The following is a 13062-nucleotide window of genomic DNA, read 5'->3' on the forward strand; positions in this document are numbered from 1 at the left end:
TGCCTTCCATTCTTGGGTGGGGTTGGTACTACGCGCTTCGTCTGATCTTGTTTTTATAAAGGTCCTCCAGAGAGCGGTTGTGGTCGTCGCCACCAGGAATATTCGCCGAGATATACAGCGGCGGAGTCTTCCCGGTCAGTGCGATGGCCCGTGCTGTCCCAATCGTCAGCAGCTGCGCAATGAACGCGGCCGTGATGGACGAGACCGCCCCGACGGGTACACCGCCGAGGAGTTCGAGAGTGGAGTCGCCGAAGGGTGCCCGATTGTCGATGACGACATCAGCAATCTCTGACAGGCGCTTCCCACTGGGGTGTTTCGGCTCGACACGCATGGTGTGTTCGAGGCTGGTCACCGCAATGACCTTGTGTCCGTGCGACTTGGCCAACAACGCCAGGCCGACGATGGAGCCGTTCACCCCGGAATTTGAGGCGATCATGAACAGGTCACCGGGATTGATGGTGGACACCGAGAACAGTTCGTCCACCACCGCCGGGTCACGCTCGAGGGAAGATCCGGTCAGGATGTCGGCGTTCTGGCTGCCTCGAATCACGATGTCCCGAAGCGCGATCTTGTTTGTGGGAATCAGACCGCCCGCCCGGCCGGCGATCTCCATGGCGAAAGCTTCAGAGTGCCCTGTGCCGAATGCCTGAATGACGCAGCCGCTATCGATGGCATCCACCATGAGGTCGATCGCGGCATCGAACCCGCCGTTCTCGGCGTCCAGTGCGAGGGCATCAAGCCGCGACGAGACCTCGGCAAGATACTCGCGCACAGTCACGTTGGGGGTGCTCGACTCGGTCACAGGTCCTCTTTCTCCATGGTGTGCAGGCTCCGTCGTCCAGAAACCTGTGAAATGTCGCTGCGAACAGCGTCGGCCGACCGGCGGTGCGGTCGTCGGTGGGATGCGACGGCCGACGCTGACCTCGCGAGGTTCGCGGTCGTCCTGTCGAAATTCTCTTGCGCAACAAGCAGGTACAGCAGATCCAGCACAAGCAACTGAACATGCTTGGCCGACAGGTCGTCCGGTTGCAGGAATTGTTCGTACGCGGAGGTGACGACCTTCACATCGGCGATGGTCGAAAGGGGAGACGTTGGGTTATTGCTGATCGCAATAGTGAGTGCGCCAGACTTCTTCGCCTGGCGCAGCATCTGAATGGTCTCCTCTGTGCGACCGGTATTCGAAATCCCGATGGCTACGCAGTCCGAGTCTTGAATGGCGGCGCTGGCGAGTCCGGCGTGCACTTCAGACCAGTGATGAGAATCAATTCCGATTCGGTAAAGCCGGGACTGTAGTTCCAGCGCCAGTGTTGCACCTCCACCGACTCCGTAGATGTCCAGGTGACGGCAGTCAGCGATGCGCTTGGAGATGCTTTTCATGACCGGGAGATCCATGCTTGCGGCTGTCTCCCGGATGGAGCGGGTGTGAGCATTCACGAGCGTGCTGAGCACATCAGACGCAGAGTCCAGTGGCCCGAAGGCCCGACCAATGTCGGTCTTCCATGACACGCGAGACGAGCGTCGACCAAGGTCCGTGGCGATACTGACGCGAAACGGAACGTAACCGGAATAGCCAATCAATGCACAAAACCTGGTGACAGTCGCGGCCGATGTTCCGGCCCGTGCCGCGAGTTCTCCGATCGAGGAGGTCAGCGGTGCGTCGGGATGTTCCAGCAGCAGATGAGCGATTCTGCTCATCGTTTCCGACATCTCTGGGAGCTTTGCGCGGATGCGGTTAACCACATCAATCGCAGGCCCAGAGTGAGGTGCTGGCATCGTTGCCATTAAAGGAATCCGTTTCTCATATTTGAGATGAAGGTAAAAATTATTCTTATGATCGAGGTCGCTGTTGTCAAGACCTCAGCCTCGGCCGATTTTGCTAAGGGCCGGTCGGTAGGCTCGTGGTGTGGTGAACTCCCGCGCTGACGAATCGATGCATCCCGTCCTGACAACCCTGTTTCACGGTGCTCGAAAACTTGATGCGGATGGCCAGATAGACGACTTCTGGATGCTCGTCGAGGGCGACACCATCACGTCAACGGGAAGCGGCCGTCATCCTGACCTAGAAGGCGAGACTGCGCTGGTTGACGTCGGAGGCCGGTGGCTTGTTCCAGGTTTCATCGATCTTCACTGTCACGGCGGCGGCGGCCACTCCTTCGAGGGTGACGCACGGGAGATTCGGGCAGCCATCGCGACCCATCGAGCGCACGGAACGACCCGTTCGGTTCTCAGCCTCGTGGCGAATCCGGTCGCGCAGCTCTGCGCAAGTCTCGGGATCGTCGCCGACCTGTGCGACGACGATCCCACAATCCTCGGATCACATCTGGAGGGGCCGTTCCTGGCCGAGGCACGCAAGGGTGCCCATAATCCTGCCTACCTTCGTGCGCCGACCCCGCAGCAACTCGAGCAACTGATTGGCGCCGCCCGCGGGACCCTCCGCCAAGTGACGATCGCACCCGAACTCGACGGGGCGCTTGAGGCGATCGATGTTCTGGTCGCGGCGTCCGTTGTCGTCGCGGTAGGGCACACCGAGGCGGATTTCGAGCTCGCACAACTGTCGTTTGATCGTGGTGCTCGCATACTCACGCACGCGTTTAACGCCATGGCGGGCATCCACCACCGAGCGCCCGGTCCCGTCGTCGCGGCATTCGAAGATGATCGCGTGACGATCGAACTTATCCTCGACGGCCACCACGTGCATCCGGATGTCGCAAAGTTGGCGTTTCATTCCGCGCCCGGCCGCGTCGCCCTCATCACGGATGCCATGGCGGCGGCCGGATCGACCGACGGCGAATACCGACTCGGCTCGCTCGACGTCACGGTGCGAGATGGGCTCGCCCTGCTGAGCGGGGGAGGATCCATCGCGGGGTCCACCCTCACGCAGGATGCTGCCTTTCGCATGGCTGTCCACGGCGCCGGGATCGAGCCGGCAGTGGCGATTGCCGCGCTCACCTCAACGCCAGCCAGAGCACTGGGCCTCGACCACCGCCTGGGGGCCCTCAAGACGGGTTACGCCGCTGACGCAGTCATTCTCGACCACAGTTTTCAGGTCGAGGGCGTCTGGGCTGATGGCGCCGCGGTCGGGTAGCGCGAGCTCCACACCTCAGCCCCGCGGTCTCAGCGGCGTGGGCCCGAGAGGATCTGGCAGATTTCGGCGTCAGAGCATTCTGCTGGATCAAGCCGAACACTGCGGCGAATGAGCGTCTCTAATTCTGTTCCCAGGGCCGCGAGCTCCTGTTGCCGCGTTCGCACATCGTGCAGCCTCGCCGCGAGAAGGTCGTGGACGTGGGTGCATGGTTCAAGGCCTTCGCCGCGCATGTCGAGAATGGTGGCGATTTCCGTCAGGGTGAGTCCGGCTCCTTGCCCGCTGCGAATGAATTGGAGCCGGGCGAGTACCGGGGTGTCATAGGTGCGGTAGCCGTTCGGATCGCGCCGAGGCGGGGGGGAGCAGGCCGCTTCGTTCGTAGAAGCGAATCGTCTGGGCAGAGAGGCCCGCTGCGGCGGCGACTTCTCCGATGTGCATCCATCGATGATACGCGCTTGACCTTATACCGAGGATCAAGGTTTAACGTGGCTGACATGGACGTAACTTTGCTCTACTTCACAGGATGCCCGAATTGGAAGATCGCGGACGAGCGATTGCGCCTCCTCACGATCGAACGCCCCGGCATTACCGTGAGGCACCGGCTTGTCGAGACTCCCGACGAAGCCGAGCGCGCTGGGTTCTTTGGTTCCCCGAGCATCCAGGTCGACGGCATCGATATTTTCGCGGCGCCTGGTTCGCAGGTTGGTCTGACGTGCCGCAGGTACCCGACAAACGACGGGTACGAGGGCGCGCCGACGCTCGAGCAGCTGCGCACCGTCCTTGCCCTGAGGGGACCAATCGTTGAAGGGGACGACTCATGAGCGGAACATACGATCTCATCGTCATCGGCGCGGGGATGGCTGGCATTGCCGCGGCCAAGAAGGGTGCCGCTCACGGCTGGCGGGTCGCCATCGTTGACTCCCTTCCGTACGGCGGCACGTGTGCGTTGCGGGGGTGTGATCCAAAGAAGATTCTGCGGCGTGGCGCCGAGATCATCGACAGCGCCCGCCTCATGCGGGGCAAGGGTATCGATGAAGGCGGTCTGGCGATTAATTGGTCGGACCTCATGAAGCACAAGCACGGGTTTACCGACCCGGTTCCCCAACGCATGGAGGATGACCTCGCCCACAACGGCGTCGAAACGCTCCATGGGCACGCGCATTTCACCGGCACCAATCAGATCGATATCGGCGGCACCACGTTTGACGCCGAACGCTTCCTGATCGCGACCGGAGCGCGACCACGACCACTGAACTTTCCCGGTCACGAGCACCTCATCGACAGCACCGCGTTCCTGGACCTCGAATCTCTCCCCTCACGAATCCTGTTCGTCGGCGGAGGATTCATCTCCTTCGAATTCGCCCACCTCGTCGCCCGCGCGGGAAGCACTGCGATTGTCATCGACCGCGGTGCGCGACCGCTCAAGGGCTTCGACCCTGATCTCGTCGACCTCATCGTCGAACGCGGTCGTGGCGTCGGGGTCGACCTTCGACGCAACACCCACATCACCGCGGTGAAGAGCGCAGGCGGGGGCTACGACGTCACGGTCGACCATGACGGCGTCGACGAAACGATCGAGGTCGACCTCGTCGTGCACGGCGCGGGACGCATCGCCGACCTTGCTGAACTGGGCCTGGATGCCGCCGGAGTGGAATGGAGCGAGCGGGGCGTGCGTGTGGGCGGTCACCTGCAGAGCACCACGAACCCGGCTGTGTGGGCCGCGGGCGACTCGGCGGACACGGCAGGGATGCCGCTGACGCCGGTAGCGGTCTCAGAAGCCAAGGTCGCCGCATCCAACATGATCAAAGGCACCAGCACGATCCCGGACTACGCCGGAATTCCCACCGTTGTCTTCACCATTCCTGAACTCGTTCGCGTCGGCATGCTCGAGGCCGAAGCTATCCAACAGGGGATCGACCTAAAGGTCCGTTATTCCGACACCAGCAAGTGGTTCACTAACTATCGGATCGGCGAGACCACTGCCGCGGTCAAAATCCTTATCGACCGGTCGACTGACCTCATCGTCGGTGCGCACCTGGTGGGACCCGAATACAGCGACCTGATCAACACCTTCGGCCTGGCCATCAAGCTCGGGCTCACGACCCGACAACTAAAATCTGCCACAGCGGCCTACCCCACTGTCGAATCCGACCTCGGTTCGATGCTCTAGTCGAGCTCACGACGCCCCGAGGGGGATTCGGGGTGACACCTGTCTGTGCGGAAGGCGGGACTTGAACCCGCACGCCCTTTCGGGCACAGGAACCTAAATCCTGCGTGTCTGCCAATTTCACCACTCCCGCTGGCTGGACGATTCTAGCGCCGACACGGGAGCCGGTTTATCCGCTGCGGCCCTCCTTGCTCTCAGGTAACAGGGTGTAATTTGGAGAGAGCGCCGCTTAATAGGCACCGCCCCACGAAGAAGGAGAACGACATCAGCGTTCACGAGCTCCAGCCGAGCCTTTTCACACTCGACACAGCCACAGCCGAAGCCATCCGCACAGCAGCTCTTGCCATCACGGCCGACGCTAATACTGAGCCTGATGAGTTTGGGCGCCAGGCTCTCGCTGCGTCGTTTGCTCTTCCCGAGGAGGTTCGAGCGGCGTTGCTGAACTTCTCCGATGTGGGCTCAGACACAGGCATCCTCGTGGTCCGCGGGCTGATCGTCGACTCCGACCTCGTCGACACCCCCCTCGACAACAAGCTGGGCATCGGCGCGACGACCGTATTCGCAAAGGAGATGGCGGTTCTCGCACATGTTCTCGGCAGCATGGTTGCGTACGAGGCCGAGGGCAACGGACACCTCATCCAGGACATGGTGCCCAACCCGAAGCTCGCCACCACGCAGCAGTCGCAGGGCTCCAAGGTCGAGCTGGAGGCTCACACCGAGCAGTGCTTCTCCAACTACAAGCCTGACTACGTCATCCTCGGTGCGCTTCGCGGCGACCCCGAAGCGCTCACCTACGCCTTCTCTGGCCGCAAGATCGCCGAGTTGATGTCGCCGGAAGAGGTCGCGATGCTGCGCAAGCCGCTGTGGGCAACCACCATCGACGAGTCATTCCAGCCGTACATCCCCAACCCGGACGAGATCCGCGGGCCGTTCGCGATCCTGAATGGACCGGATGACGACCCGTACGTGCTCGTCGATCAGGACCTCATGCACGGCATCACCGCCGCGGCGCAGGAGCTGCTGCAGAAGGTCGTGAAGGTGTACATCGAGCACCGCGACGCTCATAACCTGCAGGCCGGCGACCTCCTGATGCTCGACAACCTCCGCGCCATGCACGGTCGCTCCATGTACACGCCGCGCTTCGACGGTAAAGACCGCTTCATCGCCCGCGGTTTCGTCGTGCGCGACCGCCGTCGCCTGTGGCCTCAGCTGCTCAACGACCGCCGCACGGTGGGCGCTGTTCACAGCTAGGCCCACGGGTCAACATGAGTCCTGAAGACGCTGCAGCAATCCTCGGCGTCTCTCTGGACTCATCGGCGGCAGACATCGAAAATGCCTACCGTCGTCGTGCGCGCGCGACGCATCCTGATCTCAGGACGGATGCGTCGCGCTCGCAGCACGACACCGACGAGTTCGTCGCGGTCGCAGAGGCTCACGCCCTGCTTGTGTCGAGGCTCGGTATCACTCCAGCTACTGGAGCGCCCGTGGAGTTCTCGCGTCCCCGCCCCCGAAGCCGACTCTTGGTGGTGGCGTGGGCCGGGGTCGCAGTGTTCGCGATCTTCGTGTCGATCTATGGCGGCGCGCCGAGCTGGGGTGTGGGGGAGCCGGTGCTGCGCTACGGCCTCACCCTTGTGACGCTTCTGGCGTTCGCGATCACCGGACGCACGCCGTGGCTGGTGATCGCGCTACTTGCGTTGGCCGCGACCGCGATCATTACGGTTGTCGCCACGACGTTCGGTGCGCTTGTGGGCCTGTTGCTGCTCGTGGCGCCCGTCTACGGCCTCGTGACCATCGGTCGGGATGTCGCGGTCCGCCGTGCGCGATGGGCGCACCTCTAGCGGCAGTACGCGAGAGCCGTGTCAGGGCCGGGCGCTACCGGAGGCGGAATTTCCCGTGTCGGGGCTGCGCCCGCTGAGGAGCTTCCAGATGCCGACTCCCGCACCGATCAGAACCGCGAGATCGTCAGTGAGCCCGAGCGGACCGGCGATGAGCTCCGGGATGATGTCGACCGGCGAGATGCCATAGACGAGGGCACCGAGGCCGACCAATACGGCGGCGATGGTACGTCGGCGGTTGTTCATCCTTCCACTGTATGCCTGCTTTCGCGGGAACCCTGTGGATAACCGCCGACGCCAAGAGCCCGGATCACGGATGATCGGCAAATGTCCAACGCCCTCGCCCAGATCGCGGAGCAGGTTCGTGACCGGGTGCGGCGCGACGGGGTCGACCTTGGCTCCGACGGGGAGCTTGCTGCCCGATACGTGCACGATGAGGTGCGGCGGTACAGCGAGCGTGCGCTGGGTGGATCGGTGCCCCTCCTTCCCGACGAGGCCCAGGCCGCGAGGCTGCTCGTTGCAACCCTCACCGGATTCGGCGCGCTTCAGCCATTCTTCGACGATGCCGAGGTCGAAGAGATCTGGATCAATGCGCCCGACGCGATCTTCATCGCGCGGGATGGCGTGCCGGAACGCACCGGCATCGTGCTCACCGACAGCGAGGTACGTGACCTCGTCGAGCGGATGCTGCAGAGCTCGGGTCGCCGCGTCGACCTGAGTTCGCCGTTTGTCGACGCCTCGCTGCCCGACGGTTCGCGGCTGCACGTGGTGATCCCCGACATCACCCGCAAACATTGGGCGGTCAATGTGCGCAAGTTCAGTCAGCGCATCCGGGACCTGCAGCGCCTGGTCGCGCTGGGCAGCCTCACCGCCCAGTCGGCCGAGTTTCTGCGGATGTGCGTCCTGTCCGGACAGAACATCCTCGTCTCTGGTGCCACCCAGAGTGGCAAGACGACGATGCTGGGCGCGCTGCTCTCGGCCACCAGACCTACCGAGCGCATCATCACGGTCGAGGAGACGTTCGAGCTGTCGGTCTCCTCACGCGACTCCATCGCGATGCAATGCCGGCAGCCCAGTTTGGAGGGCACCGGCGAAATCAGCCTGCGGCGACTGATCAAAGAGTCACTCCGGATGCGCCCAGACCGTCTCGTGGTCGGCGAGGTGCGCGAGGCGGAGTCGCTCGACCTCCTCATCGCGCTCAACAGCGGGCTGCCTGGCATGTCGAGCATCCACGCCAACAGCGCCCGCGACGCACTCATCAAGCTGTCGACACTGCCGCTGCTGGCCGGGCGCAACATCGACTCGTCATTCGTCATCCCGACCGTGGCATCGTGCATCGACATCGTTGTGCACTGCGAGCTCGACCGAAGCGGGAGGCGCAGAGTGGTGGAGATCGTCGCGCCCAGCGGACAGGTGACATCCGGTGTCATCGAGGCCAGCCCGATCTTCACGCTTGGCGGTGGCGGGCTGGAGGCGACCGGAGGGTATCCGAGCCGTTCGGTGAAATTTGCGGCCGCGGGGTTCGACCCGGCGACGGTGCTCGCGGGTTACCGATGAGCGCACTGCTGGGGCTGCTGCTGGGGGCGGGAGCGATCCTGATGATCTCGCCGGCGCTGTGGCCGAGGGGAGCGCGCGAACCCAGGCCATCGGCGATTGTGGCGCGACAGCGCGAGCGACTCGTCCAGGCGGGGCTGGCACGGATCAGTCCCGCGACGGTCTTCACCGTGGCTGCCCTCATGGCCGTGGTCTCGACGTCGCTCGTGTTCGCGCTCTTCTCCGTTGTGGTGCTGGCTATCGCCACCGGGGTTGTCGCGTTTCTCCTGCCGTTCCTGCTCATCGGCTGGCGAGCCCGGGCGCAGCGAAAATTGAATCGCGTGGTCTGGCCGGATGTCGTCGACCAGCTCGTGTCTGCGGTGCGTTCCGGGCTGGCTCTTCCCGACAGCGTGATGACACTCGCGAGCACCGGCCCGTCGGCGACTCGGGCGCAGTTCGCGGTGTTCGCCGCCGAATACCGCGCAACCGGCAACTTCGCATCCTGTCTCGACGCTCTCAAGTCCCGGCTGGCCGATCCCGTCGCCGATCGCATCCTCGAGACGTTACGGATGTCTCGCGAGGTCGGCGGCAGCGAGCTCACCACAGTGCTGCGCAACCTCAGTGCCTACCTCCGCCAGGAGAGCGCGATCCGTTCGGAGGTTGAGGCGCGCCAGTCGTGGGTGATGAACGCGGCACGTCTCGGGGTCGCCTCCCCGTGGGTGGTGTTGCTTCTGCTCGCGACCCGTCCAGAGGCAGCCGCCGCCTACAACTCGCCGGGTGGCGCGACCCTCATCGTCGTGGGTCTCGTCGTGTCATTCTTCGCTTACCGTCTGATGATCGGCATCGGCAGAATTCCGGATGAACCGCGGTGGTTCGCGTGACATCCGTCGTCGCGTGGGCGGTCGTGGCCGGCACCGGGCTGGGCTTTGGGCTGTGGTGCCTGGCAAGCCTCGTACCCCGGATGAGCCGTCCGAGGCTTGCGCGCCGTGTCGCCCCCTATCTCGTGGATATCTCGCCGCAGGCCCGCGAGATGCTGGCGCCAGCAACCCCCGGTCCGCTGCCCGTGCTCGGGATGCTTGTCGAGCCGGTCGCCTCGCGGGCGCGCGCCGCGTTGGAGAGCACGCTGGGTGGAGCCGAAACCGTGGCCAGACGGCTGCGACAGTCAGGGTCTGCCCTTACCGTGGAAGCGTTCCGGTCGCAGCAACTGCTGTGGGGGCTTGCTGGGGCGGGATTGGGGGTGGCCGTCGCGATCGTGGTCGCCCAGGCCCAGTCGACCCCCGTTCCGGTCCAGGCGATGATCGTGATGGTGTTCGCGGTGGCCGGGGTGCTTGGCCGGGACTATCTGCTGCAGCGGACCGCGAGGAAAAGGCTGGCACGGCTGTCGAGCGAGCTGCCCGTGATCCTCGAATTCCTCACCCTGAGCCTGTCAGCGGGGGAGGGGATCCTCGACGCGATGCGCCGCATCTCGAAGGTGAGCGCGGGGGAGTTGTCTCACGAGCTGGCGGAGGTCGTGGCATGCGTCAACACCGGTCTGCCGTTGGCCGACACCCTGACGTCCCTGGCGCGAGATCTCGAGCTGCCGGCGTTCTCCCGATGCGTGGAGCAGATCGTGGGTGCGCTCGAGCGCGGAACGCCGCTGGCCGAAGTGCTGAGAGCCCAGGCGCAGGACTCGCGGGACGACGCCAAGCGCGACCTGCTGGAATCGGCGGGCAAGAAGGAGATCGCGATGCTGTTCCCGCTGGTGTTCTTGATTTTGCCCGTAACGATCCTGTTCGCGATCTATCCCGGGATCTTCGTGCTGCAGGTGGGGTTTTAACGGTGTTCTGAGGGTTCATGCGATGCCAATGATTGGAAATTTTCACCATCGAAGTGAGAAACCCGCAAATCTTCTGGCTTTAGCCGATGAGGATCCAGGCGGAATCTCGGAACTTCCTTTGAGCAACAGACCTCGCCCGAGCTTCCACAGGGCGCTCGAGGTGCGGGTTACGCCTCAGTCGAATGTCAGGTGTTGCCCTCTACTCCAGTAATTGAGGGGCAGCGAGTGACAGAACGAAGATTGTGGCGGATACGACAAAGAAAGCGAAAAGTCCCACGATCCAGACCGGATAGGCGCGACCGGTGGGGCGGATGAAGAAGTGGACGAGACCTCGCTCGCGAGGCATTGCGGCCCGCCGATCACCCCAAGCGGTCCCGTGTTGGTGCAGCAACTCGGGAAGCTCCGCTTCCATCCGTTTCAAGGTTTCCGCATCGAGAACCTCCGACTGCCGATGCTTCGCCATGAGGTGAATGCAAAGCACGCTCACAATGGAGGCGAGCGCTGAACTGACCAAGCGAGCGAACAAGGAGCTGTTCGGTGCTAGAGAGACATTCAGCAGGAATGCTTGTGCTGTGAAGCTCACGACGGGAACTTGCCAGAGCAGGTTGTCCCATTGCAGGCGTCGCGCCACCACTGCTGAGTAAACGGCGAGCGTCGCTTCTTGCCCCTTGAGCATTGATTTCTTGTCGCCCATACGCTGATCGTAGACCGTTGAACCGGCTCACTCTCAGCGCTGTTGATCGTTGATGCGAACTGGCCCGAATGATCGCGACTGGTGAGCGCAACGTGAGGCATACGGAGGATAGGCCGTCCTGTACTCTAACGAACCGCGACTCACCGAGATTCCGCGCCGGATGGCGGCGGGGAGTTGATGGTCGTCTTACTCGCGGATAATGCCGATCAGGATGCGCGGCGGCCAACGAATGGCGCACGTTACTCGATGAACTGAACGCGCCGGTTCCGGGCTCGACCGCCGCGGCGACTTCGGTGTCTTGTATGGTGCGTCGATCGTCGGCAGCGCCGCGCGGTTCCTCGAGCGATCTCTCGGCTGACTGGCAGGCGCACCGTAGCGGCCTGTGGAAAACCTCAGCGCGGCTGTCGCGCTAGGGCGCAAGATGTGCCTCGTGATCATCACCACCCGGAGGCTGAAATGACCCGACAGCGACGCCTGGCACCCGTAATCACCGAGGAACGCGGCGACGTCCCCGGTTGGGTGCTCATCACCCTCATGACTGCCGGGCTGGTCATCATCATTTGGGGGCTCGCCGGCCCCGCCCTCAGCTCTGTGTTCCAGCAGGCAATAGACCGCGTCACCGGATTCTGAGCGAGGCCGCCATGAGTCGCGGCAGGGGGTGGGCATCCGAGGAGGGCTCTGCTGTCGCGGAATTCGTCATGGTCAGCGGCTTGCTCACGTTGCTCACGTTGAGCGTCATGCAGCTCGGGCTGGTGCTCTTCATCCGCAACACGGTGGTGGATGCCGCAGCCGAGGGTGCTCGTTTCGCGGCGCTCGCAGACAACTCTGCCGACGACGGCGTCGCGCGGGCAGTCGACCTCATTTCCACGGCTCTCGGGCCCGGTTACGCGAAGGATGTCACTGCCTCGTCGGGAAGCTACCTCGGATTCCCGGCCATGACGATCACGGTGCACGCACCGCTGCCACTGATCGGGTTGATCGGTCTCGACGGGGGACTGGAGGTGTCGGGTCATGCTGCCATCGAGACGCTCGGCTGAAAGCTCCGGGCGCTGGACCGACGACCGCGGCTCGGCGTCCCTTGAGTTCATCACCGCCGGCCTCGTGCTTCTCGTGCCCCTCGTCTATTTGATCCTGGCGATGGCATCCATCCAGGCGGGGGCGCTCGCGGTCGAGGGCGCAGCGCGCCAGGCATCCAGAGTGTTCGTGCAGTCCGGCGATATCGGCTCGGCCCAGACCAGTGCGGTCAGGGCTGTCGAGTTCGCACTCGCCGATCACGGAATCGACCCTGATTCGGCCGCCATCAGCGTGACCTGCGAGCCAGACCCGTCGACGTGTCTCACGCGCCGCGGGTTCGTGACGGTGACGGTGGCGTTATCCGCGCCGCTGCCCCTGGTGCCGCCTGTGCTGATCGGAGACTTCCCCCTCGCAGTGCCTCTGTCGGCAACGTCCACCCAGCAGGTTTCCAGGTTCTGGAGCGAGGGATGACCCGGCTTCGCGAGAGGCTTGCCGACGACAGCGGTTCGACCATGCCCCTGATCATCTTCTTCAGCTTTCTGTGCATGGTGCTGATATTTCTGGTGGTGTCAGCGACCTCGCTCTATCTGGAACGCAAGCGGCTGTTCACTCTCGCCGACGGAGCTGCCCTCGTCGGGGCTGAAGCTTTCGCGCTCGACCAGGTGCAGCTAACACCGGATGGTGCGCGGCCGGAACTGCATGACGCAGAGGTTGCGGCGGCCGTGCGGTCCTACCTCGCGACCGCACCGGGGGCGCGCTTCGACGGCCTCATCGTCGAGCAATCCGGAACGCTCGACGGCAGAAGCGCCACGGTCACACTGTCGTCGTGGTGGCATCCACCGGTCGTTTCGCTGCTCACCCCCGAAGGGTTGCGCATCGAGGTCACGTCGGTGGGCAGGTCCGTCTTTCACTGAGGGGCAA

Annotated in this window: 18 protein-coding genes and 1 tRNA gene; 12 read left to right on the forward strand and 7 right to left on the reverse strand. The window is 63.7% G+C overall.

The features are described 5' to 3' along the window. Nucleotides 1–28 precede the first annotated feature (28 nt). Together QMG83_RS04930 and QMG83_RS04935 are read right to left on the reverse strand one after the other, a co-directional pair. Complete coding sequence (locus QMG83_RS04930; protein ID WP_283504219.1) at nucleotides 29–802, reverse strand: sugar isomerase domain-containing protein; 774 nt, start codon at nucleotides 800–802, stop codon at nucleotides 29–31. After that, on the reverse strand, nucleotides 799–1782 hold the full coding sequence (locus tag QMG83_RS04935; RefSeq protein ID WP_283504220.1) for a MurR/RpiR family transcriptional regulator: 984 nt from the start codon (nucleotides 1780–1782) through the stop codon (nucleotides 799–801). Before QMG83_RS04935 ends, QMG83_RS04930 begins: the two co-directional genes overlap by 4 nt. A 148-nt stretch (nucleotides 1783–1930) precedes the next feature. On the opposite strand from QMG83_RS04935, the gene nagA reads away from it, so the two are divergent. Next, nucleotides 1931–3085 carry an N-acetylglucosamine-6-phosphate deacetylase gene (nagA, locus tag QMG83_RS04940; protein ID WP_283504535.1) on the forward strand — a complete coding sequence of 385 codons (1155 nt, stop codon included), beginning with the start codon at nucleotides 1931–1933 and terminating at the stop codon, nucleotides 3083–3085. Between the two features lie 29 nt (nucleotides 3086–3114). Here the strand turns inward: nagA and QMG83_RS04945 are convergent, their stop codons facing one another. Together QMG83_RS04945 and QMG83_RS04950 are read right to left on the reverse strand one after the other, a co-directional pair. Further along, nucleotides 3115–3342, reverse strand: coding sequence for a MerR family DNA-binding protein (locus QMG83_RS04945; protein WP_502949004.1), 228 nt, complete (start codon nucleotides 3340–3342; stop codon nucleotides 3115–3117). A 58-nt stretch (nucleotides 3343–3400) separates the two neighbouring features. Continuing rightward, nucleotides 3401–3520, reverse strand: a complete 120-nt coding sequence (locus tag QMG83_RS04950) for a MerR family DNA-binding transcriptional regulator (protein ID WP_283504221.1) — start codon at nucleotides 3518–3520, stop codon at nucleotides 3401–3403. A gap of 56 nt (nucleotides 3521–3576) precedes the next feature. Here QMG83_RS04950 and QMG83_RS04955 point away from each other — a divergent pair, with 56 nt between their 5' ends. Next, the gene (locus QMG83_RS04955) at nucleotides 3577–3903 is read left to right on the forward strand and encodes a thioredoxin family protein (RefSeq protein WP_283504537.1); all 327 of its coding nucleotides are present in this window, start codon (nucleotides 3577–3579) and stop codon (nucleotides 3901–3903) included. After that, complete coding sequence (locus QMG83_RS04960) at nucleotides 3900–5252, forward strand: dihydrolipoyl dehydrogenase family protein (protein ID WP_283504222.1); 1353 nt, start codon at nucleotides 3900–3902, stop codon at nucleotides 5250–5252. The genes QMG83_RS04955 and QMG83_RS04960 overlap by 4 nt, the downstream gene beginning before the upstream one ends. A gap of 46 nt (nucleotides 5253–5298) precedes the next feature. Here QMG83_RS04960 and QMG83_RS04965 read toward each other — a convergent pair. Continuing rightward, nucleotides 5299–5382, reverse strand: a tRNA-Leu gene (locus tag QMG83_RS04965). 80 nt (nucleotides 5383–5462) lie between these two features. Here QMG83_RS04965 and QMG83_RS04970 point away from each other — a divergent pair. Beyond that, the gene (locus QMG83_RS04970; protein WP_283504223.1) at nucleotides 5463–6500 is read left to right on the forward strand and encodes a TauD/TfdA family dioxygenase; all 1038 of its coding nucleotides are present in this window, start codon (nucleotides 5463–5465) and stop codon (nucleotides 6498–6500) included. A 14-nt stretch (nucleotides 6501–6514) separates the two neighbouring features. Next, nucleotides 6515–7087: a DnaJ domain-containing protein gene (locus QMG83_RS04975; RefSeq protein ID WP_283504224.1), complete on the forward strand. Its 573-nt coding sequence runs from the start codon at nucleotides 6515–6517 to the stop codon at nucleotides 7085–7087. Nucleotides 7088–7108: 21 nt separating this feature from the next. Here the strand turns inward: QMG83_RS04975 and QMG83_RS04980 are convergent, their stop codons facing one another. After that, nucleotides 7109–7330 (reverse strand): YkvA family protein, encoded by a 222-nt coding sequence (locus QMG83_RS04980; RefSeq protein ID WP_283504225.1) that lies wholly within the window; start codon nucleotides 7328–7330, stop codon nucleotides 7109–7111. An 81-nt stretch (nucleotides 7331–7411) separates the two neighbouring features. Between QMG83_RS04980 and QMG83_RS04985 the strand changes: the two genes are divergently transcribed. The 3 genes from QMG83_RS04985 to QMG83_RS04995 are packed head-to-tail and all read left to right on the forward strand — an operon-like array spanning nucleotide 7412 to nucleotide 10433. Further along, a complete protein-coding gene (locus tag QMG83_RS04985; RefSeq protein ID WP_283504226.1) occupies nucleotides 7412–8641 on the forward strand; it encodes a TadA family conjugal transfer-associated ATPase in 1230 nt (409 codons plus the stop codon). Continuing rightward, the gene (locus QMG83_RS04990) at nucleotides 8638–9498 is read left to right on the forward strand and encodes a type II secretion system F family protein (protein ID WP_283504227.1); all 861 of its coding nucleotides are present in this window, start codon (nucleotides 8638–8640) and stop codon (nucleotides 9496–9498) included. Before QMG83_RS04985 ends, QMG83_RS04990 begins: the two co-directional genes overlap by 4 nt. Next, on the forward strand, nucleotides 9495–10433 hold the full coding sequence (locus QMG83_RS04995; protein WP_283504228.1) for a type II secretion system F family protein: 939 nt from the start codon (nucleotides 9495–9497) through the stop codon (nucleotides 10431–10433). Before QMG83_RS04990 ends, QMG83_RS04995 begins: the two co-directional genes overlap by 4 nt. Before the next feature lie 199 nt (nucleotides 10434–10632). Here the strand turns inward: QMG83_RS04995 and QMG83_RS05000 are convergent, their stop codons facing one another. Further along, a complete protein-coding gene (locus tag QMG83_RS05000) occupies nucleotides 10633–11127 on the reverse strand; it encodes a hypothetical protein (protein ID WP_283504229.1) in 495 nt (164 codons plus the stop codon). A 456-nt stretch (nucleotides 11128–11583) separates the two neighbouring features. Between QMG83_RS05000 and QMG83_RS05005 the strand changes: the two genes are divergently transcribed. The 4 genes from QMG83_RS05005 to QMG83_RS05020 are packed head-to-tail and all read left to right on the forward strand — an operon-like array spanning nucleotide 11584 to nucleotide 13055. Continuing rightward, nucleotides 11584–11757 (forward strand): hypothetical protein, encoded by a 174-nt coding sequence (locus QMG83_RS05005; protein WP_283504230.1) that lies wholly within the window; start codon nucleotides 11584–11586, stop codon nucleotides 11755–11757. An 11-nt stretch (nucleotides 11758–11768) separates the two neighbouring features. Then, nucleotides 11769–12164: a TadE/TadG family type IV pilus assembly protein gene (locus QMG83_RS05010; RefSeq protein ID WP_283504231.1), complete on the forward strand. Its 396-nt coding sequence runs from the start codon at nucleotides 11769–11771 to the stop codon at nucleotides 12162–12164. Beyond that, entirely contained in the window at nucleotides 12139–12612 is a 474-nt protein-coding gene (locus tag QMG83_RS05015) for a hypothetical protein (protein ID WP_283504232.1), read from the forward strand. Before QMG83_RS05010 ends, QMG83_RS05015 begins: the two co-directional genes overlap by 26 nt. Then, nucleotides 12609–13055 carry a Tad domain-containing protein gene (locus tag QMG83_RS05020; RefSeq protein WP_283504233.1) on the forward strand — a complete coding sequence of 149 codons (447 nt, stop codon included), beginning with the start codon at nucleotides 12609–12611 and terminating at the stop codon, nucleotides 13053–13055. Before QMG83_RS05015 ends, QMG83_RS05020 begins: the two co-directional genes overlap by 4 nt. The last annotated feature ends 7 nt before the right edge of the window (nucleotides 13056–13062 follow it).

This window comes from Salinibacterium sp. G-O1 (assembly GCF_030063305.1).
Taxonomy (GTDB): Bacteria; Actinomycetota; Actinomycetes; order Actinomycetales; family Microbacteriaceae; genus Rhodoglobus.

What these genes read in the sequence shown, in the direction of transcription:
- QMG83_RS04935 (WP_283504220.1), bottom strand. Translation starts at nt 1,782, where the DNA reads ATGGCAACGATGCCAGCACCTCACTCTGGGCCTGCGATTGATGTGGTT.
- nagA (WP_283504535.1), top strand. Translation starts at nt 1,931, where the DNA reads ATGCATCCCGTCCTGACAACCCTGTTTCACGGTGCTCGAAAACTTGAT.
- QMG83_RS04950 (WP_283504221.1), bottom strand. Translation starts at nt 3,520, where the DNA reads ATGCACATCGGAGAAGTCGCCGCCGCAGCGGGCCTCTCTGCCCAGACG.
- QMG83_RS04955 (WP_283504537.1), top strand. Translation starts at nt 3,577, where the DNA reads ATGGACGTAACTTTGCTCTACTTCACAGGATGCCCGAATTGGAAGATC.
- QMG83_RS04960 (WP_283504222.1), top strand. Translation starts at nt 3,900, where the DNA reads ATGAGCGGAACATACGATCTCATCGTCATCGGCGCGGGGATGGCTGGC.
- QMG83_RS04975 (WP_283504224.1), top strand. Translation starts at nt 6,515, where the DNA reads ATGAGTCCTGAAGACGCTGCAGCAATCCTCGGCGTCTCTCTGGACTCA.
- QMG83_RS04980 (WP_283504225.1), bottom strand. Translation starts at nt 7,330, where the DNA reads ATGAACAACCGCCGACGTACCATCGCCGCCGTATTGGTCGGCCTCGGT.
- QMG83_RS04985 (WP_283504226.1), top strand. Translation starts at nt 7,412, where the DNA reads ATGTCCAACGCCCTCGCCCAGATCGCGGAGCAGGTTCGTGACCGGGTG.
- QMG83_RS04990 (WP_283504227.1), top strand. Translation starts at nt 8,638, where the DNA reads ATGAGCGCACTGCTGGGGCTGCTGCTGGGGGCGGGAGCGATCCTGATG.
- QMG83_RS05000 (WP_283504229.1), bottom strand. Translation starts at nt 11,127, where the DNA reads ATGGGCGACAAGAAATCAATGCTCAAGGGGCAAGAAGCGACGCTCGCC.
- QMG83_RS05005 (WP_283504230.1), top strand. Translation starts at nt 11,584, where the DNA reads ATGACCCGACAGCGACGCCTGGCACCCGTAATCACCGAGGAACGCGGC.
- QMG83_RS05010 (WP_283504231.1), top strand. Translation starts at nt 11,769, where the DNA reads ATGAGTCGCGGCAGGGGGTGGGCATCCGAGGAGGGCTCTGCTGTCGCG.
- QMG83_RS05015 (WP_283504232.1), top strand. Translation starts at nt 12,139, where the DNA reads ATGCTGCCATCGAGACGCTCGGCTGAAAGCTCCGGGCGCTGGACCGAC.
- QMG83_RS05020 (WP_283504233.1), top strand. Translation starts at nt 12,609, where the DNA reads ATGACCCGGCTTCGCGAGAGGCTTGCCGACGACAGCGGTTCGACCATG.